Annotated in this window: 17 protein-coding genes; 4 read left to right on the forward strand and 13 right to left on the reverse strand. The window is 72.6% G+C overall.

Annotation, left to right across the window (positions count from 1 at the left end; genetic code table 11):
* Positions 1 to 55: 55 nt before the first annotated feature.
* On the reverse strand, positions 56 to 1687 hold the full coding sequence (locus tag ACWC2T_RS04895; protein ID WP_450669026.1) for a protein kinase domain-containing protein: 1632 nt from the start codon (positions 1685 to 1687) through the stop codon (positions 56 to 58).
* Positions 1688 to 2030: 343 nt separating this feature from the next.
* Here ACWC2T_RS04895 and ACWC2T_RS04900 point away from each other — a divergent pair, with 343 nt between their 5' ends.
* Complete coding sequence (locus tag ACWC2T_RS04900; protein WP_450669027.1) at positions 2031 to 3692, forward strand: protein kinase domain-containing protein; 1662 nt, start codon at positions 2031 to 2033, stop codon at positions 3690 to 3692.
* 171 nt (positions 3693 to 3863) lie between these two features.
* Here ACWC2T_RS04900 and ACWC2T_RS04905 read toward each other — a convergent pair whose 3' ends face one another.
* Positions 3864 to 4409 (reverse strand): bacterial proteasome activator family protein, encoded by a 546-nt coding sequence (locus ACWC2T_RS04905; RefSeq protein ID WP_450669028.1) that lies wholly within the window; start codon positions 4407 to 4409, stop codon positions 3864 to 3866.
* 173 nt (positions 4410 to 4582) lie between these two features.
* Between ACWC2T_RS04905 and ACWC2T_RS04910 the strand changes: the two genes are divergently transcribed.
* The gene (locus tag ACWC2T_RS04910) at positions 4583 to 5383 is read left to right on the forward strand and encodes a hypothetical protein (RefSeq protein WP_450669029.1); all 801 of its coding nucleotides are present in this window, start codon (positions 4583 to 4585) and stop codon (positions 5381 to 5383) included.
* A gap of 345 nt (positions 5384 to 5728) precedes the next feature.
* Here ACWC2T_RS04910 and ACWC2T_RS04915 read toward each other — a convergent pair whose 3' ends face one another.
* From ACWC2T_RS04915 to pdhA, 6 genes are all read right to left on the reverse strand, one after another.
* Positions 5729 to 6709, reverse strand: a complete 981-nt coding sequence (locus ACWC2T_RS04915; RefSeq protein ID WP_450669030.1) for an NAD(P)H-quinone oxidoreductase — start codon at positions 6707 to 6709, stop codon at positions 5729 to 5731.
* A 132-nt stretch (positions 6710 to 6841) separates the two neighbouring features.
* Positions 6842 to 8191, reverse strand: coding sequence for a molybdopterin molybdotransferase MoeA (locus tag ACWC2T_RS04920; RefSeq protein ID WP_450669031.1), 1350 nt, complete (start codon positions 8189 to 8191; stop codon positions 6842 to 6844).
* Positions 8188 to 9120: an NTP transferase domain-containing protein gene (locus ACWC2T_RS04925; protein ID WP_450669032.1), complete on the reverse strand. Its 933-nt coding sequence runs from the start codon at positions 9118 to 9120 to the stop codon at positions 8188 to 8190. Before ACWC2T_RS04925 ends, ACWC2T_RS04920 begins: the two co-directional genes overlap by 4 nt.
* 69 nt (positions 9121 to 9189) lie before the next feature.
* On the reverse strand, positions 9190 to 10650 hold the full coding sequence (locus tag ACWC2T_RS04930) for a dihydrolipoamide acetyltransferase family protein (RefSeq protein ID WP_450669033.1): 1461 nt from the start codon (positions 10648 to 10650) through the stop codon (positions 9190 to 9192).
* Positions 10650 to 11654 (reverse strand): alpha-ketoacid dehydrogenase subunit beta, encoded by a 1005-nt coding sequence (locus ACWC2T_RS04935; RefSeq protein ID WP_450669034.1) that lies wholly within the window; start codon positions 11652 to 11654, stop codon positions 10650 to 10652. The genes ACWC2T_RS04930 and ACWC2T_RS04935 overlap by 1 nt, the downstream gene beginning before the upstream one ends.
* On the reverse strand, positions 11651 to 12805 hold the full coding sequence (gene pdhA / locus ACWC2T_RS04940) for a pyruvate dehydrogenase (acetyl-transferring) E1 component subunit alpha (protein ID WP_450669035.1): 1155 nt from the start codon (positions 12803 to 12805) through the stop codon (positions 11651 to 11653). The genes ACWC2T_RS04935 and pdhA overlap by 4 nt, the downstream gene beginning before the upstream one ends.
* 175 nt (positions 12806 to 12980) lie before the next feature.
* Here pdhA and ACWC2T_RS04945 point away from each other — a divergent pair, with 175 nt between their 5' ends.
* Positions 12981 to 13514, forward strand: a complete 534-nt coding sequence (locus ACWC2T_RS04945) for an Lrp/AsnC family transcriptional regulator (protein WP_450669036.1) — start codon at positions 12981 to 12983, stop codon at positions 13512 to 13514.
* A gap of 90 nt (positions 13515 to 13604) precedes the next feature.
* On the opposite strand, the gene ACWC2T_RS04950 is transcribed toward ACWC2T_RS04945, so the two are convergent.
* Both ACWC2T_RS04950 and ACWC2T_RS04955 read right to left on the reverse strand, forming a co-directional pair.
* A complete protein-coding gene (locus tag ACWC2T_RS04950) occupies positions 13605 to 14192 on the reverse strand; it encodes a TetR/AcrR family transcriptional regulator (protein WP_450669037.1) in 588 nt (195 codons plus the stop codon).
* Positions 14189 to 15706 carry a 3-hydroxyacyl-CoA dehydrogenase gene (locus ACWC2T_RS04955; protein WP_450669038.1) on the reverse strand — a complete coding sequence of 506 codons (1518 nt, stop codon included), beginning with the start codon at positions 15704 to 15706 and terminating at the stop codon, positions 14189 to 14191. Before ACWC2T_RS04955 ends, ACWC2T_RS04950 begins: the two co-directional genes overlap by 4 nt.
* Before the next feature lie 160 nt (positions 15707 to 15866).
* On the opposite strand from ACWC2T_RS04955, the gene paaN reads away from it, so the two are divergent.
* The gene (gene paaN, locus ACWC2T_RS04960; RefSeq protein ID WP_450669039.1) at positions 15867 to 17564 is read left to right on the forward strand and encodes a phenylacetic acid degradation protein PaaN; all 1698 of its coding nucleotides are present in this window, start codon (positions 15867 to 15869) and stop codon (positions 17562 to 17564) included.
* On the opposite strand, the gene ACWC2T_RS04965 is transcribed toward paaN, so the two are convergent.
* Genes ACWC2T_RS04965 through ACWC2T_RS04975 form a run of 3 tightly spaced genes read right to left on the reverse strand, consistent with a single transcriptional unit; the run spans position 17561 to position 20519 of the window.
* Complete coding sequence (locus tag ACWC2T_RS04965) at positions 17561 to 18316, reverse strand: TrmH family RNA methyltransferase (RefSeq protein ID WP_450669040.1); 756 nt, start codon at positions 18314 to 18316, stop codon at positions 17561 to 17563. The genes paaN and ACWC2T_RS04965 overlap by 4 nt on opposite strands.
* A complete protein-coding gene (locus ACWC2T_RS04970) occupies positions 18313 to 19557 on the reverse strand; it encodes an HTTM domain-containing protein (protein ID WP_450669041.1) in 1245 nt (414 codons plus the stop codon). Before ACWC2T_RS04970 ends, ACWC2T_RS04965 begins: the two co-directional genes overlap by 4 nt.
* On the reverse strand, positions 19554 to 20519 hold the full coding sequence (locus tag ACWC2T_RS04975; RefSeq protein ID WP_450669042.1) for a DUF5819 family protein: 966 nt from the start codon (positions 20517 to 20519) through the stop codon (positions 19554 to 19556). Before ACWC2T_RS04975 ends, ACWC2T_RS04970 begins: the two co-directional genes overlap by 4 nt.
* Positions 20520 to 20699: the final 180 nt, after the last annotated feature.

Here is a 20699-nt window from a genome sequence, read left to right on the forward strand (position 1 = left end):
CCGCCCTGCCGGTACCGGCTCAGCGGGACGCCGCCGAGGGCGATGCCGGAGTCGTTCAACCGGTGGTGTTGCCCACGCCGCCGTCCGCCGCGTTCCCGACGGTGGTACCGCCGTTGGCGGGCCCGGAGGGGCCAGTGGAGCCGGTGGTACCAGTGCCGCCGGTGTCCGTGCCGCCATTGGTCGTGCCGCCGTTGGTCGTGCCGCCGCCGGTGGGGCTCTGGGACTGCGACGGCGGGGTCGACGGGTCCGTCGGCTGGTCCGTCGGGCTCGTGCTCTGCGACTGCGAGGTCTGCGGGTCCGACGGGGTGTAGTCGGACCCCCCAGAGCTCGTGTTCGAGCCGTTGTCCGTGGTCGTGTCCGTGGGCTGGTCCGTGGTGCTGTCCGACGGGCTCGGCGAGTTCGAGTCGCCGTTGGTGGTCTGGGAGTGTGTCGAGGGCGGCTTGGTGTCGGTGCCCGTACCGGTGCCGCCGGTGTTGTGGTTCAGCGCGAACGCGACGCCCGCCGCGATGGCGATGACCGCGAGGACGGCGAGGATCCACAGCTTGCCGCGGCCGCCGCCCCTGTTGCCGTGCCCCTCGAAGCCGCCGTCGTCGCCTCCGTAGCGCTGCGGCAGGATCGGCTGGGGGATCTGCGCGGTCCCGGAACCGAAGTCGCCCGGGTGCTGCATCGCGGTCGTCCCCGTGAAGCCGCCCGGCGGGGTGTGCCGGCCGTCGTGCGCCGTCACCGGGCCGGTGTTCCACGTGCCGGTGTGCCCGCCCTGCTCGTAGAGCATCTGCAGGCCGTACTGGACCAGGCCGCGCATCTCCTCGGCCGTCTGGAACCGGTCGTCCGGCTCCTTGGCGAGCGAACGCATGACCAGGCCGTCCAGCTCCGGCGGGCAGCCGTCGGCGACCTCCGAGGGCGGGGTCGGGATGTCCTGGACGTGCTGGTAGACCACCGACAGCGGGGTCTCGCCGGTGAACGGCGGCCGCAGGGCGAGCAGTTCGTACAGCAGGCAGCCGGTCGCGTACAGGTCGGAGCGGTGGTCCACGGCCTTGCCGAGCGCCTGCTCCGGGGACAGGTACTGCGGCGTGCCCATGACCATGCCGGTCTGTGTCATCGTTGTCGACGCGCCGTGCAGGGCGCGCGCGATGCCGAAGTCCATCACCTTGACGGCGCCGCTGTTCGTGATGATCACGTTGGCGGGCTTGATGTCGCGGTGCACGATGCCGTGCTGATGCGAGTAGGCGAGCGCGTCCAGCACCCCGGAGACGATGATCAGGGCCTGCTCGGGGCCCGGCGCCTCGGCGTTCAGCAGCAGGTCGCGGATGGTGCGGCCCTCGACCAGCTCCATCACGATGTACGGCACGGACTGGCCGCCGACGAAGTCCTCGCCGGAGTCGTACACGGCGACGATCGCGTGGTGGTTCAGACCGGCCACGGACTGCGCCTCACGCGTGAAGCGAGCCTTGGAGACCGGGTCCTCCGCCAGGTCCGCGCGGAGCAGCTTCACCGCGACGGTACGGCCCAGCCGGACGTCCTCGGCCGCGAACACCTCGGCCATGCCGCCCCGGCCCAGCCGGTGCGTCAGCCGGTACCGGCCGTCGCCGACGAGCCCGCCGTTGCCCCACATTTCCGGCGCGTCCGACATACCGCCGCCACTCGCCTCGGGGTCGGACGGGCCCTGGGCGCGCTGCGTCTGGTCCATCAGTCCTCGCCGTCGTTTCTGCCCGCGGTGCGCGCGGTGTTGTCACGGTCTCCGTCGGCCACGCTACAGCCTCGGCGTGAGCCACCGGTCCGGAACCGGAACCCGTACCGGCCGAAGCCTGACCGGCCATGAAACCTGTAGCACGCGCTGTCGTGCAAATTCTGTGGACCGCTCGTACGCCCCCTGTAACGCTTGCGCGACGCTTCTTGCGCGTACGGTCACGGAACGGGCACCGAGCTTGACGTGTCAGTGCCCTGGGGCAGACTTGGCCGGGAATGACACATTCGATCAAGGCCCGTGCGATGAGCGAAGGCACCGGACGGCCAGTGGGGGACACGGAGAGATGAGCCAGGACGGCGCACACGGCCGGTACGCGGGGCAGTCGCTGGCCGGCGGGCGCTACCAGCTGCGCGACTTGCTCGGCGAGGGCGGCATGGCCTCGGTGCACCTGGCGTACGACGCCGTACTCGACCGCCAGGTCGCGATCAAGACGCTCCACACGGAACTCGGCCGGGAACAGGCGTTCCGCGAGCGCTTTCGCCGCGAGGCCCAGGCCGTGGCCAAGCTCACGCACACCAACATCGTGTCGGTCTTCGACACCGGCGAGGACGATCTGGGCGGTCTGACGACGCCGTACATCGTCATGGAGTACGTCGAGGGCCGCCCGCTGGGCTCGGCCCTCGAGGAGGACATCCGGCAGTACGGCGCGATGCCCGCCGACAAGGCGCTGAAGGTCACCGCGGACGTGCTGGCCGCCCTGGAGATCAGCCACGAGATGGGGCTGGTCCACCGCGACATCAAGCCGGGCAACGTGATGGTGACCAAGCGTGGCGTGGTCAAGGTCATGGACTTCGGCATCGCCCGCGCCATGCAGTCCGGTGTGACGTCGATGACGCAGACCGGCATGGTCGTCGGCACCCCGCAGTACCTCTCACCCGAGCAGGCCCTCGGCCGTGGCGTGGACGCCCGTTCCGACCTGTACTCGGTCGGCATCATGCTGTTCCAGCTGGTCACCGGGCGGCTGCCGTTCGACGCGGACTCCCCGCTGGCGATCGCCTACGCGCATGTGCAGGAGGAGCCGGTCGCACCCTCCTCGATCAACCGCTCGCTGCCGCCCGCGGTGGACGCGCTGGTCGCCCGCGCGCTGAAGAAGAACCCGAACGAGCGTTTCCCGAGCGCCGAGGCCATGCGCGACGAGTGCCTGCGCGTCGCCGCCTCCTTCCAGGCGGCCGCGCCGAGCATCGTGCCGGGCACCGGGCCGACGCAGAGCGGCGCGGGCGTCGGCTCCGCGGTGTTCCCGCCGGTCGACCGGACCGCCCAGCCGGCCCCCGGGCCGGTCCAGACGCCGTACCAGCCGGGCCCGTACGGCGCCCCGCAGACGCCCGCCCCGGCCTACGGCTACCCGCAGCAAGGACAGCAGGGCGGCTATCAGACCCCGCCTCCCACGAGCGGCTACGGCCCGCAGGCTCCGCAGGTCGCGTCGACCCCGCCGCCGTACACGATCTCGCCGCAGACGGCCCCGCAGTCGTCCGCTGCGGGCTCCGGCCGGGGCAAGAGCAACAAGCCGGTGATCATCGGCTCGGTCGCGGTGTCGGTCGTCGCGGTCATCAGCCTGGTGGTCGCGCTGACGCTGAACAGCGGCGGCAGTGACAACAAGGGCGGGGGCGGCGGCGCGAGCGCCTCGACGTCCGCGTCCGCCTCCCACTCGGCGGGCTACCGCGGGCCGGACCGGACCCGTGTGATCGACAAGTCCAAGTGCACGGATCCGACGGAGTCCTGGAACGACTCGAGCAAGATCGAGCTGCCCGACTTCCGGTACAAGGACATCAACTCGGTGAAGGCGTGCTTCCAGGCCGCGCACTGGCAGTACTCGATCAAGTCGGTGAACGACAACACCTGGGGCGACGGCACCGTACTGGACCAGTTCCCCTCCGCGGACACGGAGGTCGACCCGAAGAACCCGGGCACGATCGAGCTGAGCGTCTCGAACGGCAACCCCGCCTGAGACCCCGCCTGAAACCCCGTGCGGGCCGAAGGAGTTGACGCTTCCTCACCGCTCGGCAGGTGAGCCCCGACCGGGACGCCGGTCCTGACAGGCTTCCTGGACAAGGCTGGGCCCGGCACTTCCCGTGCCGGGCCGGTCGTTTCGGGTACGGCGCTACAGGTACGACGCTCGCTACAGGTACGGCCCGCCGGAGCGGCCCGCGGCACGGTGGTCGTCGCCGCCCTCATGGCCGGTCACGCCCGGCGGGAGCGCCCGGCGCATCTGCTCCAGCTGGGCCCGCGCGGCCATCTGCTGGGCGAACAGCGTCGTCTGGATCCCGTGGAAGAGGCCTTCCAGCCAGCCCACCAACTGTGCCTGGGCGATGCGCAGTTCCGCGTCGCTCGGGGTGACGTCGTCGGTGAACGGCAGGGAGAGCCGCTCGAGTTCCTCCACCAGCTCCGGCGCGAGGCCGTCCTCCAGCTCCTTCACCGAGCTGGCGTGGATCTCCTTCAGCCGCACCCGGCTCGCCTCGTCCAGAGGAGCCGCGCGCACCTCCTCCAGGAGCTGCTTGATCATGCTGCCGATCCGCATGACCTTCGCCGGCTGCTCGACCTGCTCCGTCACCGGAATCTCGCGGGAGTCGTCGTCCCCGTTGCCGCCACCGAGCGCCATCCCGTCCTGGCCCACGACGAGGATCTGCGGATTCTCCGGCGACCGTTCGTTCCTCGGCATCTCCATGCCGCCATTCTCTCGCACCCGTACACCTCATCACCGTGGTGCCCCCTCACGAGGCTGATCCACCGTTTAGACCCGACGGCCCCCTATGAAATGCCCTATTTGTCCTTGAATGTGAGGCTTATTTCTGTCGGTCATCCATCGATCACGCCATCGGGCTCCGGGAGGTCACCGACGTGACTCCATGGCTGCGCATCACGCCCCGCCACATACGGCTGCTGCTCGTCCTCGCGGTGACCCTGCCCGCGTACGGCACCGTCACCGCGCCCGCCACACCCGCGTACGCCGCCGAGCCCGCCCCGAGCACTTCCCCCCACCCCGACGCCGGCCCCTCGAACCAGCCGGCCCCCGACGCGGCGGACCACCCCGCACCGGCCCACACGGGCCGCCTCGCACCGGAAGAGGCGGGCCACCTCGCGCCCGGAGAGGCGGGCCGCACCAGGCACCCCGGCCGTCAGGAACACGCCGACGGTCACAGTCATGGCCACGGACACGGACACGGGCACGACGACTTCCCTGCGACCGACCCCTCGCCCATACCGCTGCCCATACCGCCAAGGCCTGCTGTACCCCCTATACCCCCGCTCCCTCCCATGCCCTCCGATTCCGCTTCTGCCTCGTACCGTCCGGCGGCCGTCGAGCCGACCCGGGCGGGCAGCCGGGCCGGCGAGGGTCGGATGCGGCCGGGCCGACCGGACGGCCCCGCGGCCGAGGTGGAGGGCGACGACGACCCCGTGCCGACCCAGGCTCCCGGCACCGGCCACGCGGAGGAGCCGGAGATCGCGGACCTCCCGACCGCGACACCGCCGACCTCGACCGTCCCCGACCACCCCCCGGCCCCGGCCCGGAACCCCGCCCGCCAGGGCTCGAACGCCTCCGAACCGGTCCTGCAGATCCTCCCCCTCGGCAGCGGCCTGATCCTCATAGGCCTGGGCCTGGCCCTGGCCCTCCTGGGCCTCAGACTCCGCAGAGCCTGACTCGACCGACACCGGCCGACCGCCTCCGCGTGACCACACCGCCACGCCCCCGAACGACGCCCCTGCGCAGCAACGGGCTGTCGCGCCACCGGACGACGTCCTCGCGGAACTGCGGGCAACCACACCACCGGATGACGCCCCTGCGGAGCTGCGGGCCGTCGCGCCACCTCACGATTTCCCCGCGTAGCCACGGACATCCATGCCACCGGACGGCGTCCCGGCGTAGCTGCGGGCAGTCGTGCCGCTGGGGTGGCACGGGTGGGCGCAGCGGCACCTGCCGGCGCCGACACGCGACCCCACCCCCGGTCAGCACCGGCACCGGGCACCGCTCCAGCCCCCTCGGTGCTACGACGTCACCAGCAGCACCTTCCCCACGTGCCCGCTGGCCTCCACCACCCGATGCCCCTCGGCCGCCTCCGCCATCGACACCTCCCGATCCACCACCGGCCGCACATGCCCCCCGGCCAGCAACGGCCACACATGCTCTCGCACAGCCGCCACGATCGCCGCCTTCTCACTCAGCGGCCGCGCCCGCAGCGAGGTGGCGCTGATCGCGGCCCGCTTGCTCAGCAACGTGCCGATGTTCAGCTCCCCCTTCACCCCGCCCTGCATGCCGATGATCGCGAGCCGCCCGCTCACGGCGAGTGCCTGGACATTGCGGTCGAGATACTTCGCACCCATGTTGTCGAGGATGACGTCGGCCCCCGCACCGCCGGTGGCCTGCTTGATCTCGGCGACGAAGTCCTGCTCGCGGTAGTTGATGAGGATGTCCGCGCCCAGCTCGGCACACCGCTCCAGCTTCTCCTTCGTGCCGGCCGTCACCGCGACCTTCGCCCCGACGGCCTTGGCGAGCTGAATCGCCATGGTGCCGATGCCGCTGGACCCGCCGTGCACAAGCAGCGTCTCACCGGGCCGCAGATGGGCAACCATGAACACGTTGGACCAGACCGTGCAGACGACCTCGGGCAGCGCGGCCGCCTCCTTGAGGCCGACCCCCTCGGGTACCGGCAGCAACTGCCCGGCCGGTACGACGACCTTCTCCGCGTAACCGCCGCCTGCCAGCAGCGCGCACACTTCGTCGCCGACGGCCCAGCCGGACACTCCGGGTCCGAGCGCGGCGATCCTGCCGGAGCACTCCAGGCCGGGGTAGGGGGAGGCGCCGGGCGGCGGGGCGTAGAAACCCTGCCGCTGCAGGATGTCGGCACGGTTGACGGCGCTGGCCACCACCTCGACCAGCACCTCGCCCTCGCCGGGCGCCGGATCGGGGACCTCCGCCCACACCAGCGCCTCGGGACCACCAGGTTCGGGAATCGTGATCGCATGCATGCCCGAGACGCTACTCCCCGCGCATGGCGTCTCCGGGTCAGACCCGCTCGCTCGGGGAGGTCCGGAACGCCGCGTCGGTCGCGGGGCGGAGCCGGGCATCCGGGGTGACCTGGACGCCTTGGCCCGGACGTTTCACGTGAAACACACCTCGATCCCGGCGGTCGCCCACGGCAGGTCCAACAACTCGGCCTCCTCCCCCTGCCGGGCTCCGCCGGGCGGTACGACCGCCAGCGCATCGGCAGCGGCGATGCCGCGGAGCATGGCCGGACCGTTGTAGTGCAGCGGTACCGCACGGTCGCCGCGCAGCACCACGGGGATCAGCCGGGTGTCGTAGGGATGCCCCTGGACCGCCTCGCTGAGCGGCAGCGTGTACGGCTCGGGGGCCGGGTGGGCGGCCAGGGTACGCAATAGCGGCTCGGCGAGTGTGAGCAGGCCGGAAATGGCCGCGAGGGGGTTGCCGGGCAGGCCGACGAGGTGCTGGGCGTCGTTGGTGCGGGCCAGCAGCATGGGGTGGCCGGGCCGTACCTTGACGCCGTCGACGAGGAGCTCGGCGTCGATGCGTTGCAGGACGGGGTGCACGTGGTCGACGGGACCGCCGGCGGTGCCGCCCGTGGTGACGATGAGGTCGGCCTCGGAGCCGGTGACGGCCCGGTGCAGGGCCTTGGCGTCGTCACCGATCCGGCGCACCTTGATGACCTCGGCGCCGAGCGCGCGCAGCCACGGCGGCAGCATCGGGCCGAGCGCGTCCCGGATCAGCCCGTCCCGCGGCAGTCCCTCGGCCAGCAGTTCGTCACCGAGCACGAGGACCTCGGCACGGGGCCGCGGTACGGCGGTGACGGCGTCGTATCCGGCCGCCGCGGCGAGCCCCAGGACGCCGGGAGTGACCCGGGTGCCGACGGGCAGCAACTGGTCGCCGCTGCGGCACTCCTGGCCGCGCGGGCGGATGTCCTGGCCATGGACGATCTCCCGCGTGGCGTGCAGCCGCCCCTGTGCGTCGGTGCGGCCGTGTTCACTGCGCAGTACGGCGGTGGTGTCGGCCGGGATGCGGGCGCCGGTGGCGATCCGGACCGCCTCGCCGTCGGTGAGCGGCTCGGGCTGGGCGTGCCCGGCGAGCACACCCTCATCGCGCACCTCCCAGGGTCCGGGGCCGGCGACCGCCCAGCCGTCCATCGCGGAGGTGTCGAAGGAGGGCAGGTCGGTCAGCGCGTCGAGCGGGGCGGCCAGGACCAGGCCGAGGGCGTCGCCGAGCGGCACGGAGACGGGGGCGCGGCGGATCCGGGCGCGCGCGGCGCGAGCGGCGATCTCGCGGGCCTCGGCCCACGGGGTGGCCCGGTGCCGCTCGCCCTGTGCTTCCGCCGCCGGAGCGGGAACCTGGCCCGCACGGTCGTCCTTGGCTTCCCTCACGAGGGCCAGGGCCTCCTCGACGTCGAGGTCGTCGCTGTCCTCCGCGGGTGCTCCCGCCCGGGTTCCGGGGGCGGTCATCCGGCGTCCGGGGCGCTCGGGCCCCCGCTGTGCTCGTTACCGCCCCCGCCGTTGTCCTTCCCGCCCCCGTTGTTCTCCTCCTCCCAGCGCAGCGCGAGCGCGGCCGCCTTGCGGGCGGCGTCGGCGACCGCGTCGGGGCCGCCCTTGCCCTGGGCCGCGGCATAGCCGACAAGGAAGGTGGTCAGCGGGGCGGCGGGCCGGGCCACGCCGTGCGCGGCGTCACGGGCCAGGTCGAGCAGGACGGCGGTGTCGACGTCCAGGTCGATGCCCAGCTCGTCCTTGACTGCGGAGATCCATTCATCCAACACGTGACCATGCTCCCTGATGCGTGCCCTGGCGTTGACGAGGTCGTCCCAGGTGTCGCAGTCGAAGGACGCGAGCGGGTCCGGGACGCGGGTGAGGCTGAGGGCGCCGGTCAGCCGGCGCAGGGGCAGTCCGGTCAGGCCGTCGGGTCCGGTCGTGAGGGCGGCCAGCTCGCGGCGGAGCGCGGCGGTGCGATAGGCGGCCACGAGCGGCTGGTCACGGCCGTCGGCGTCGGTGAGCAGCGCCCCGTCGGCGCCGGTGTCGCCGAGGGCGGTCAGCAGGTGGCGCAGCGTGGCCGGTGTGAGGAAGGGCAGGTCGGCGGAGAGGACGACCGCGTGTTCGGCGGTGGTGAGCCGCAGGCCGGCTTCCAGCGCGGCGACCGGTCCGGCGCCGGGCGGCTCCTCGCGCGCCCAGCGCACCGGCCGCGCGGTGGGCCGTCGGCCGGCCACCACGACGGTCGTCCGGGCGTCCGCGCAGGCCGCGAGCACCCGGTCGAGCAGCGACCGGCCCCCGACCCGCAGACCGGGCTTGTCGGCCCCGCCGAGCCGCCGGGCGGCGCCGCCGGCCAGCACGACGGCGTCGTACGGCACGGGCGTCCCGGGAGCGGCGGGAGCGTTGTCGGTCACCCCCCGAGTATGTCCCGAGGGGCGCCGCTTGTGTCTTCCGCGGGGCCCTCCTTCCGAGCCCCGCTTGCGTCACAGGGTGCGCAGGAGCACCGCCGGCTGTTCCACGCAGTCCGCGACGTACCGCAGGAAGCCGCCCGCCGTGCCGCCGTCGCACACCCGGTGGTCGAAGGTGAGCGAGAGCTGCACGACCTGACGCACGGCCAGCTCGCCTTCGTGCACCCAGGGCTTGAGGACGATCCGGCCGACGCCGAGCATGGCCGCCTCGGGGTGGTTGATGATCGGCGTGGAGCCGTCGACGCCGAAGACGCCGTAGTTGTTCAACGTGAAGGTTCCGCCCGTGAGTTCCGCGGGCGTGAGGGTCCCGCTGCGGGCGGCCTCGGTGAGGCGGGCGAACTCGGCGGTCAGCGCCTCGGCGTCGCGCGCGTGGGCGTCCCGGACGACCGGCACGACGAGCCCGCGTTCGGTCTGCGCGGCGAACCCGAGGTGGACCTGGTCGAGCTGGACGACCTCGCGGGCCTCGGTGTCGACGTAGGAGTTCAGCTCCGGGAACCGGGCGAGCGCGGCCGTGCAGATGCGGGCGAGCAGCGCGAGCAGGGAGATCTTCGGCCCGCCGGCCGCGTTCATCGCGGCTCGCGCGCGCATGAGCTCGGTCGCGTCGGCGTCGACCCAGCAGGTGGCGTCCGGGATCTCCCGGCGGCTGCGGGAGAGCTTGTCGGCGACCGCGCCGCGCACACCCTTCAGGGGGATGCGGGTGCCCGCGGCGCGCGTGGCCGAAACGGCGGCGGGTGCCGACGGGGCGGCGGCGGGGGCCGCCGCGGCGGGCGCCTCGGCCGTACGGCTGCCGACGGCCGCCCTGGCCCGCAGCGCGTCCTCGACGTCCGCCCGCAGGATCAGCCCGTCCGGGCCCGAGCCGGCCAGCTGCCGCAGGTTCACACCGCCCTCGCGGGCCAGCCGGCGGACCAGGGGGGAGATCACGGGCACCGGCCCCTCGGCGTGGAGCGCATCCACACGCGCGTGGGCCGTCCCCGTGGGCGCCGTGCCGTTGCGGGCGGCCGTTCCGTCCGCTCGTGCCGCCCCGGAAGCCGCGGCCGGACTCCGGCGCGCGTCCGGGCCCGTGCCAGAGGCCGCGCCGCTGGTCCGTGCACCGTCCGCGCCGGTCCTGCCGTTCGCGGCACCCGTCGCCAACGGCGTGGGCCGCACCCTCCGGCGCCGGACCGGAGCTTCCGAGGTGCCGTATCCGACCAGGACGTTGCCCGACCCCTCGCTGTCCCCCGCCGGGGCCTGCGGTCCCACCGCCACCGTCAGCAGCGGTGCGCCGACCGGCAGTTCGGTGCCCTCTTCGCCGAAACGGGCGGTCACCACACCGCCGTACGGGCAGGGCACCTCGACCATCGCCTTGGCCGTCTCGACCTCGACGACCGGCTGGTCGACGGCGACGACGTCACCGACCTGGACCAGCCAGCGGACGATCTCCGCCTCGGTGAGTCCCTCGCCGAGGTCGGGGAGCTTGAACTCCAGCACCTGTGCCATCAGCCCTCGGCCTCCCACTGCAGCCGGGCCACAGCGTCCAGGATGCGGTCGACGCCGGGCAGGTGGTGCCGCTCCAGCATGGGCGGCGGGTAGGGGATGTCGAAGCCGGCCACGCGCAGCACCGGCGCCTCCAGGTGGTGGAAGCAGCGCTCGGTGATCCGGGCCGCGATCTCGCCGCCCGGCCCGCCGAAGCCGGTGGACTCGTGCACGACGACCGCGCGTCCGGTGCGCCGTACGGCCGCGCAGACCGTCTCGTCGTCGAACGGCACCAGCGAGCGCAGGTCGATCACTTCCAGGTCCCAGCCCTCGGCCTGCGCGGCCTCCGCGGCCTCCAGGCAGACCGGCAGGGAGGGGCCGTAGGTGATCAGCGTGGCGCTGCGGCCCGGCCGGCGCACCACCGCGCGGCCGATGGGCTCCACGTCTGTGGGGTGCTCGGGGTTCCAGGAGTCCTTCGACCAGTACAGCCGCTTGGGTTCCAGGAAGACGACCGGGTCGTCGGAGGCGATGGCCTGGCGCAGCAGGCCGTAGGCGTCGGCCACGGTCGCCGGCGTGACCACGTGCAGTCCCGGCGTGGCCATGTAGTAGGCCTCGGAGGAGTCGCTGTGGTGCTCGACGCCGCCGATGCCGCCGCCGTAGGGGACGCGGACGGTGATGGGCAGAGGCATCCGGCCGCGCGTGCGGTTGCGCATCCGCGAGACATGGCTGATGAGCTGCTCGAACGCCGGGTAGGCGAAGGCGTCGAACTGCATCTCCACCACCGGGCGCAGGCCGTACATGGCCATGCCGACGGCGGTGCCGAGGATGCCGGCCTCGGCGAGCGGGGTGTCGGTGCAGCGGTCCTCGCCGAACTCCTTGGCGAGGCCGTCGGTGACCCGGAAGACTCCGCCGAGGGTGCCGACGTCCTCGCCCATGACGTGCACGGCCGGGTCGGCGGCCATGGCGTCGCGCATCGCGCGCGTGAGGGCCTGCGCCATGGTGGCGGGCTTGACGGCGACGGTGGTCATCGGACGCCGCCTTCCTGCTCGCCGTGCTGCTCCTGCTCGGCTTCCAGCTCGGCCCTGAGGAGAGCGCGCTGTTCGCGCAGCTGGGCGGTGGTCTCGGCGTAGACGTGGTCGAAGAGGGCCATGGGGTCCAGTTCGGGGTCGCGGTTCATGCGTTCGCGCAGGGAGGCGGCCATCGCTTCGGCGTCCTTCCTGGCCGCCTCCATGCCGGCTTCGTCGAGCAGGCCGCGGGCGGTCAGCTCCTGCTCCAGCAGCTCGATCGGGTCGTGGGCGCGCCAGGCCTCGACCTCGGCGTCACCGCGGTAGCGGGTGGCGTCGTCGGCGTTGGTGTGAGCGTCGATCCGGTAGGTCACCGCTTCCACGAGAGTCGGTCCGCCGCCCGCGCGCGCGTGCCGTACGGCGTCGCTGAGGACTTCGTGGACGGCCGCCGCGTCATTGCCGTCGACCAGCCGGCCCGGCATGCCGTACCCGACGGCCTTGTGGGCCAGGGAGGGCGCGGCGGTCTGCTTGGCGAGCGGGACGGAGATGGCGAAGCCGTTGTTCTGCACGAGGAAGACGACCGGCGCCTGCCAGACGGCGGCGAAGTTCAGCGCCTCGTGGAAGTCGCCCTCGCTGGTGCCGCCGTCGCCGACCAGGGCGAGCGCGACCACGTCGTCGCCCTTGAGGCGGGCGGCGTGGGCGAGGCCGACGGCGTGCGGCAGCTGGGTGGCCAGCGGGGTGCTGAGGGGGGCGACCCGGTGGGAGTAGGGGTCGTAGCCGCTGTGCCAGTCGCCGCGCAGCAGGGTGAGGGCCTCGACGGGGTCCACGCCCCGGGCGACGACGGCGAGGGTGTCGCGGTAGCTGGGGAAGAGCCAGTCCCGCTCTTCGAGGGCCAGGGCGGCGGCGACCTCGCAGGCCTCCTGGCCGGTGCTGGAGGGGTAGACGGCGAGGCGGCCCTGCTTGGTGAGCGCGGTGGCCTGCGTGTTGTAGCGGCGGCCGCGCACCAGCTGGACGTAGAGCCGGCGCAGCAGGTCCGGGTCGGCCTTGGCGGCCGCCTCGGTGCCGAGGACGCGGTAGGGCTCGGCGTCGGGCAGCAGCGGCGCGGGGTCCATACGGGGCTGCCAGGCGGGCGGCGGCGATGGCCGGTACGCGCCCCGCTGCTCCATGACCGTCATGACGGCACCTCCTCGTGGGAGCGGCTACGGGAGGCGCGTCGGCTGTGAGGCGCCTCACCAACCGATTGTTCGGTCGTCGGCACATTTTGGCTACAGGCACCTCCAGGCTGTGGACAAACGGTTCTCCACAGCCTGGAATGAACGCAGGACGTCCACGGCGAGGGAGCGGGGGGCAATGGCATCTGAACAAATGGCCGACGGACCGCAGGACGGCCCCGCGCTCGCGCCCCCACGCCCGCAGGACGGCGCCCCGCTGCCGCCGCCACGCCCGCTCGACGCCATCGATCAGGACATCCTGAAGATTCTCCAGGCGGACGGCCGCGCCTCGATACGGTCCGTCGCCGAACGCGTTCACGTCTCGCGCGCCAACGCCTACGCGCGCATCAACCGGCTCGTCGAGGACGGGGTGATCCGGGGCTTCAGCGCGCGCGTGGACCACGAGCGGGCGGGGCACGGCACGTCGGCGTACGTCACGCTGAAGATCGTGCAGAACACCTGGCGCACGGTCCGCGAGCAGCTCAGGCAGCTGCCCGGCGCTTCCCACATCGCGCTGGTGGGCGGCGACTTCGACGTGTTGCTGCTGGTGCACACGCCCGACAACCGGGCGCTGCGCGAGCTGGTCCTCACCCGGCTCCAGGCGATCCCCGAGGTGCTCAGCACCCGCACGCTGCTGGTGTTCGAGGAGGAGGACCTGGAGCCGGAGGCGTAAGGCGGGGGGTGTGCCGGAGGCGTAAGGCGGGGGGTGTGCCGGAGGCGTAAGGAAGGGAGTGCGCCGGAGGCGTGAGCAGGGGAGACCGGCTCAGCTCTGCTTGAGGCCCGCAAAGACCAGCTGGCTCACGGCGTCGGCGACCTCGCGTTCACCGACACCGCGCGGGTCCGGCCGGTACCACTCCACGATCGAGTTGATCATTCCGAAGACCAGCCGGGTGGCCAGCCTGACCTCGATGTCACCGCGTACGTCCCCGTCGGCCGCCGCGGCCTTCAGCAGTTCCGCGACCCGGTGGTCGAAGTCGCGCCGCCGCTCCAGCGCCCACCGCTCGGTGGCGGTGTTGCCGCGCACCCGCAGCAGCAGCGTCACGTACGGCAGCTCGCCTATGAGCACCTCGACCATGCGCCGTACGACGTGCTCCAGCCGGTCGACGGGCCGCCCCACGCGCGCGTGCTCCTCGTCCAGGATGGCGAACAGGCCGTCCAGGGCGCGGCTGACGGCCCGGCGCAGCAGTTCCTCCTTGCCGCTGACGTGGTGGTAGATCGACGACTTGGAGATCCCGGCCGCCTTGGACAGGTGCTCCATGGAAGTGCCGTCGTATCCGCGCTCGTTGAACACCCGGACGGCCACGGAGAGCAGCGTCTCGGGGGTGTAGGTGTCGCGCTTGGCCGTGGTCATGACCGGCCCTCCCGCTTGTCGTCGATGGCGTACGCGTGGCGGTAGAGGGCGAGGGAGGGCGCGTAGCGTCCGGAGGGGTCGCGCTCGTGCATCTCGTCCAGGACGTCGAAGGCGAACTCGCGGCCGAGCCTGCGGTCCCACTCGAACGGGCCGAGGGGATAGTTCACCCCGAGGCGCATCGCCGTGTCGATGTCCTCCTGGGTGGCGACGCCCTTGGCGACGGCGTCGTGCGCGAGGTCGATGATCCGGGCGACCGTGCGCGCGACGATCATGCCGGGGACGTCGCCGATGACGCTGACGTCCTTGCCGAGGGCCTGGAAGAGGCCGGTGGCCTCGGCGAGGGTCTGCGGCGAGGTGTCCTGGGAGGCGGACAGGGCCACGCGGGTGGCGGTGCGGTAGTCGAGGGCGAGGTCGAAGTAGACGACGTCGCGGAACTCCACTGAGGTCTGGCCGTCGGCGAGCACCAGTTGGCCGCCGCTGGGCAGCACCAGGCGGGTGCCGTTGTCCTCGTCCTCCTCGCGGACCTGGATGCCCGCCTCGCGGATCAGCGCGAGCAGCTCGGCCGCGGGGCCGAGACCGCCCTCGGCGACGACGTAGGCGGGCGGCTGCTCCTTGTCGGCGGTGTGCGGCTCGGGCCGCTCGGCGTCCTCGGTGTGGTCGTACCAGCCGTGTCCCGTCTTGCGGCCGAGCCGGCCGGACTCCACCAGGCGGCGCTGGGCCAGGGACGGGGTGAAGCGCACGTCCTGGAAGAAGGACTGCCACACCGAGTGGGTGACGGACTCGTTGACGTCCTGCCCGATCAGGTCGGTCAGCTCGAAGGCACCCATCCTGAACCCGCCGGACTCGCGCAGGATCGCGTCGATGGTGGCCGGGTCGGCGGCCTGAGCCTCGTAGACGGCGAAGGCCTCGGCGTAGAACGGCCGGGCGATCCGGTTGACGATGAAACCCGGGGTGTCGGCGCAGGCCACCGGGGTCTTGCCCCAGGCGCGGGCGGTCTCGTACGCGCGCGTGGCCGACGTGACGTCGGTCGCGAACCCGGAGACGACCTCGACCAGGGGCATCAGCGGGGCCGGATTGAAGAAGTGCAGGCCCACGAAGCGGCCGGGCTGGCGCAGGGCACCGCCGATGGCCGTCACCGACAGCGAGGACGTGTTGGTGGCGAGCAGGCAGTCCTCGGCGACGATGTCCTCCAGCTCGCCGAAGAGCTGCTGTTTGACGTCCAGCCGCTCCAGGACGGCCTCGACGACCAGCGTGCAGTCCGCCAGCTCCGCGAGGCTCTGGGCGGGGTTGAGGCGGGCACGGGCCGCGTCCCGGTCGGCGGCGGCGAGCCGGCCCTTCTCCACGAGCCGGTCGAGGCGGGCGCCGATCGCCGCGGCCGCGTCCCGGGCACGCCCGGCTGCGGCGTCGTACAGCCGCACGGGGTGGCCGGCGACCAGAGCGACCTGGGCGATGCCCTGGCCCATGGTGCCGGTGCCGACGACGGCCACAGGGCTGCTGAGGTCGAGTGCTGTCATGTGCGCGATCCTCCCGCACGGCGTTTTCCACAGATGCGGCAGGCCCCCTTGTCCCGACCGATCGTTCGGTTACTCTAGCTCTGACCGTCCGATCCCGCTGCTCTTTCCGCCAGGTCGACGAACTCGACGAAGAGTTCCACAGACGAGGAGTTGGTCCCGCATGGCCACCGCCGAACTGACCACCGACGAGCTGATCGCCAAGCACCGGCCCACCCTTGACCAGGCGCTGGAAGCGATCCGCACGCGCGCGTACTGGTCCCCGCACCCCGAGCATCCGAAGGCCTACGGCGAGAACGGCAGCCTGGACGCGGCGACGGGCAAGGCCGCCTTCGACGCCCTGCTGGGCAACCGCCTCGACTTCGCCGACCAGCCGGGCACCGACGACTGGGTGGGCGGCGAGGTCTCCCCGTACGGCATCGAGCTGGGCGTGACCTACCCGCACGCGGACATCGACGTGCTGCTGCCTGCGATGAAGGCCGGGCAGCGCGCCTGGCGGGAGGCGGGTCCGGAGATCCGGGCCATGGTCTGCCTGGAGATCCTCAAGCGCATCAGCGACCGCACGCACCAGTTCGCGCACGCCGTCATGCACACCAGCGGCCAGGCCTTCATGATGGCGTTCCAGGCCGGCGGCCCGCACGCCCAGGACCGCGGCCTGGAAGCGGTGGCGTACGCGTACGCGGAGCAGATCCGCACGCCCGAGACGGCCGAGTGGACCAAGCCGCAGGGCAAGCGTGACCCGCTGGCCCTCACCAAGCGGTTCACGCCGGTCCCGCGGGGCATCGCCCTGCTCATCGGCTGCAACACCTTCCCGACGTGGAACGGCTACCCGGGCCTGTTCGCCTCCCTCGCCACCGGCAACGCGGTCCTGGTCAAGCCCCACCCGCGCGCGGTGCTGCCGCTCGCGCTCACCGTGCAGATCGCGCGCCAGGTGCTCGCCGAGACGGGCTTCGACCCGAACCTGGTGGCACTGGCCGCCGAGCGCCCCGGCGAAGGCATCGCCAAGACCCTCGCCACCCGCCCCGAGGTCCGGATCATCGACTACACCGGGTCGACGTCCTTCGGTGACTGGCTGGAGGCCCATGCCCGCCAGGCGCAGGTCTACACCGAGAAGGCCGGCGTCAACACGGTGATCGTGCACTCCACCGGCGACTACAAGGGCATGCTGTCCAACCTGGCGTTCTCCCTGTCCCTGTACAGCGGCCAGATGTGCACCACCCCGCAGAACCTGCTCATCCCCCGGGACGGCATCCACACCGACGAGGGCCCGAAGACCTTCGACGAGGTCACCGCCGACCTCGCCCGCGCGGTCGACGGCCTCCTCGGCGACGACGCCCGCGCCAACGCCCTGCTGGGCGCGATCGTCAACCCGGACGTCAAGGCGCGTCTGGAAGCCGCCGCCGGCCTCGGCGAAGTGGCCCTCGCCTCCCAGGAGATCAGCAACCCGGACTTCCCGGGCGCGGTCGTGCGCACCCCGGTCATCGTCAAGCTGGACGGCGCCAAGCCGGACGACGAGGCCGCCTACATGAGCGAGTGCTTCGGCCCCGTCTCCTTCGCCGTCGCCGTCGACTCGGTGAACGACGCGGTGGAGCTGCTGCGCCGCACGGTCCGCGAGAAGGGCGCGATGACGGTCGGCGCCTACACCACCGACAGCGAGGTGGAGCGGTCGATCGAGGAGGTGTGCCTGGAGGAGGCGGCCCAGCTGTCGCTCAACCTGACCGGCGGGGTGTACGTGAACCAGACCGCCGCGTTCTCCGACTTCCACGGCTCCGGCGGCAACCCGGCGGCCAACGCCGCGCTGTGCGACGGGGCGTTCGTCGCCAACCGGTTCCGGGTGGTCGAGGTGCGCCGGGAGGCCTAGGAAGCCGGAAGCGCGCCCCCGGTCGCGCTCCAGTGGTACAGCGTCATCGCCACGCTGGTGGCAAGGTTGTAGCTGGAGACCTGGGGGCGCATCGGCAGCCGCAGCAGCTGGTCGGCACGCGCGCGCAGCTCGGCCGACAGCCCGCTGCGCTCGGAGCCGAAGGCGAGAACGGCGTCGTCCGGGAGCTGCACGCCCCGGATGTCGTCGCCCTCGGGGTCCAGCGCGAACACCGGCCCCGGCGGCAGCTCGTCGACGTCCAGCCGCTCCACGGCCGTCGCGAAGTGCAGGCCGGCGCCGCCGCGCACCACCGTGGGATGCCAGGGGTCCAGAGTGCCCGTGGTGATCACGCCGGTCGCCCCGAAACCGGCGGCCAGCCGGATCACGGCACCGGCGTTGCCCAGGTTGCGCGGGTTGTCCAGGACGACGACGGGCGCGGTGCGGGGCATCTCGGCGAGCCTGCGCAGGTTGGCCTGACGGGACGGCCGTACGGCGAGCGCGGCCACGCCGGTCGGGTGGGGCCGCGGCACGAGCGAGGCGTACGTCGGCGCGGGCACCTGCGACAGCAACGCATCGAGCGCGTCGCGCACGTCCCCGGCCAGTTCCCCGGCGAGAGCCAGCGCCGCCTGCCGGTCGGTGGTGACCGCCACCGGGATCTCGGCCCCGAAGCGCAGCGCGTGCTTGAGCGCGTGGAAGCCGTCGAGCAGCACGGCGCCATCGGCGCACTCGCGCCAGCGGGTCAGCGGGTCGGTCATGCGGTGGACCCTCCCCCACGCTCGGCCACGCTCGCGTGGGGGGAGCCCCACCGGCCCTGGGTGCTCTCCGCGGGGCTCTCTTCAGGGGCGCGGGGCGCGGGCACCGTAGGGGCGTCATGCCGGACGAGCCGCCCCCGCGCGCGTGCCACCAGCGCACCCACCCGGCGCAGGAACGGCGTCGGCAGGAAGACCGCGTCCGCGGTGATCATCGCCATCGAGAAGAACGGCAGGCCGAGCACGACCGCGATCACCGCGTGCTCGGTCATCATCAGCACCAGCAGGACGTTCTTCACCCGCCGGTTGAACAGGGTGAACGGGAAGGCGACCTGCACCATGACCGTGCCGTAGGCGACGAGCATCATGATCGTGCCGCTGGAGGACATCAGGTCGGCGAGGCCCGGCCAGGGCGAGAAGTAGTCCAGGTGGAGCGGGTAGTAGACGGCGGTGCCGTCCTGCCAGCGCGAGCCCTGGATCTTGTACCAGCCGGCCGTCGCGTAGATCAGGCAGGCCTCCGCCATGATCACGAACAGGGCGCCGTTGTGCAGGACGTTGGCGACGACGTCCAGCAGGATCCGCGGCTGCTGCGACTTCGCCCAGCGGCCGACGGCCCACCACAGGCCGAGCACCATCCAGGCCGTCCACAGCAGCGCGGGGATCAGCCAGCCGTTGTCGAACCGACCGGTGAACGTCGCCATGAGCAGCGCCAGGCCGAACACCGCCCACAGGACCGCCCCGACCCGGTCGACGGGCATCCGTTCCCCACGCGCGCGTGCCGCGCGCCGCGCGTCCAGGGACCACACCTGTCCGCAGCGCGTGAACACGAGGTAGAAGGACATCAGGTGCAGGACGTTGTCGCCGCCGTCACCGACGAAGACGCTGCGGTTCTGCAGCGACAGCACGCCCACCATGAACAGCACGGACGCCGTGCGGGTGCGCCAGCCGAGCATCAGCGCCGCGCTGGCGAGTATCGCCAGCAGGTAGAAGCACTCGAACCACAGCTGTCCGTCGGACCACAGCAGGGCCGTGAACGCGTGGTTGTCGGCGGCCAGCTCCTTGGCGAGGTTCCAGCCCCAGGGCCCGGTCGGGCCGTACAGCTCCTGGCGGTGCGGGAACTCGCGCAGCAGGAACAGCAGCCAGGTCCCGGCGAACCCTATGCGGATCACCGCGCTCTGGTACGGCCCGAGAGCCGACTCGGTGACCCTGGCGATACCGCACGAGACAGTCAGGGAGAGCCTGTTCACCGCACACCTCCCGCTGCCTCGTCGGCCGTCACGTTCCACCAGGGCAGCACGCGGTAGACAGGCTTGTCGGACACGCGCTCACGACTCCACTCGGGCGGCTGCACATTGGTGGTGCTGGACCGGATCTGCACGCGCTGGATCACGCCGTCGCGGTCGGCCGGATAGGTCCGGTACAGGCGCATCACCACGATTCGGCGCAGGTACTGCTCGGAGAGCGAGCCGCGCATGCCCACGGCCCGGTTGTCGGCGCTGTGCGTGGCGGTGAAGAAGTCCCAGGCGCGGCGGAGCTCGTTCTGCTGGGTGTGGCTCGGCACCAGGTTGCCGTCGATGGCGGCGCCGTCCTGGGCGGACAGGTCGGTCCACCCGGTGGTGCGCAGCCCGCCGTCCCTCACGCGCTCCACGGCACGCACCTGGACGGCGATGTTCTGCTGCAGCGGGTTGGGCGCGAACAGCTTCCAGTTCTGCTCGAACTCCGGGTACACCCATTCCTCGACGGCCTTGCCGTGCTGCTTGGACACGGTGTTCGCGGGGGCAAGGCTGAGGAACACCATCAGCAGATGGACACAGGCGGCGACACCGACCACCGCGAGCGCCAGCGCCGCGGCGACCTGGTAGCGGGGGGAGAGGGCGGCCACGCCGGTACGGGGCGCGGTGGGCGGCGCCGTGGCGGCGGCCCCGTCGGTCACGGAACCCGCGCCGCTGGCCGCAGCCGCTGCCGCCCGGGAACCAGCGCCCGCCCGGGAGTCCGCGTCGACCCGCAGATCCCTGCCCGCCTCGGAACCGGCGTCGGCCCGGCCATCCGCATCGGCCGAGCGGCCGACACCGGCTCGGGGCTCCGCGTCGGTCGAGGATTCCATGTCGCTCGAGGAGCCCACGCCGGTCCGGGAGCCCTCGGGCAGACGCGCCCGGGCCGACCCGCCGGGGTCGGGTCGGGCCCCCGGGTCCTCGTCGTACGCGTCCATTCCGCCCCGTCCCCCGTTTCGGTCAAGTCGTTCGGTCCAGTGGTCCAGCTCAGTGATGCGGCGCCCGCCACGAGTGCCCCACCGTCCACGTACGCCACTCCTCGGCGTCAGCACGGAACGGTACTCAGCCCTGACCGCCGGGCGCAGCCCCGGGTGGGGGCCGCGGCCGTGGTCCTCGCC

The sequence above is a fragment of the Streptomyces sp. NPDC001393 genome (assembly GCF_053597455.1).

Excerpts from the sequence above, each read along its gene's own strand:
- ACWC2T_RS04900 (WP_450669027.1), top strand. The coding sequence starts at position 2,031 with ATGAGCCAGGACGGCGCACACGGCCGGTACGCGGGGCAGTCGCTGGCC.
- ACWC2T_RS04935 (WP_450669034.1), bottom strand. The coding sequence starts at position 11,654 with ATGACCACCGTCGCCGTCAAGCCCGCCACCATGGCGCAGGCCCTCACG.
- ACWC2T_RS04975 (WP_450669042.1), bottom strand. The coding sequence starts at position 20,519 with ATGGACGCGTACGACGAGGACCCGGGGGCCCGACCCGACCCCGGCGGG.
- pdhA (WP_450669035.1), bottom strand. The coding sequence starts at position 12,805 with ATGACGGTCATGGAGCAGCGGGGCGCGTACCGGCCATCGCCGCCGCCC.
- ACWC2T_RS04955 (WP_450669038.1), bottom strand. The coding sequence starts at position 15,706 with ATGACAGCACTCGACCTCAGCAGCCCTGTGGCCGTCGTCGGCACCGGC.
- ACWC2T_RS04895 (WP_450669026.1), bottom strand. The coding sequence starts at position 1,687 with ATGGACCAGACGCAGCGCGCCCAGGGCCCGTCCGACCCCGAGGCGAGT.
- ACWC2T_RS04930 (WP_450669033.1), bottom strand. The coding sequence starts at position 10,650 with ATGGCACAGGTGCTGGAGTTCAAGCTCCCCGACCTCGGCGAGGGACTC.
- ACWC2T_RS04945 (WP_450669036.1), top strand. The coding sequence starts at position 12,981 with ATGGCATCTGAACAAATGGCCGACGGACCGCAGGACGGCCCCGCGCTC.
- paaN (WP_450669039.1), top strand. The coding sequence starts at position 15,867 with ATGGCCACCGCCGAACTGACCACCGACGAGCTGATCGCCAAGCACCGG.
- ACWC2T_RS04915 (WP_450669030.1), bottom strand. The coding sequence starts at position 6,709 with ATGCATGCGATCACGATTCCCGAACCTGGTGGTCCCGAGGCGCTGGTG.
- ACWC2T_RS04905 (WP_450669028.1), bottom strand. The coding sequence starts at position 4,409 with ATGGAGATGCCGAGGAACGAACGGTCGCCGGAGAATCCGCAGATCCTC.
- ACWC2T_RS04950 (WP_450669037.1), bottom strand. The coding sequence starts at position 14,192 with ATGACCACGGCCAAGCGCGACACCTACACCCCCGAGACGCTGCTCTCC.
- ACWC2T_RS04920 (WP_450669031.1), bottom strand. The coding sequence starts at position 8,191 with ATGACCGCCCCCGGAACCCGGGCGGGAGCACCCGCGGAGGACAGCGAC.
- ACWC2T_RS04965 (WP_450669040.1), bottom strand. The coding sequence starts at position 18,316 with ATGACCGACCCGCTGACCCGCTGGCGCGAGTGCGCCGATGGCGCCGTG.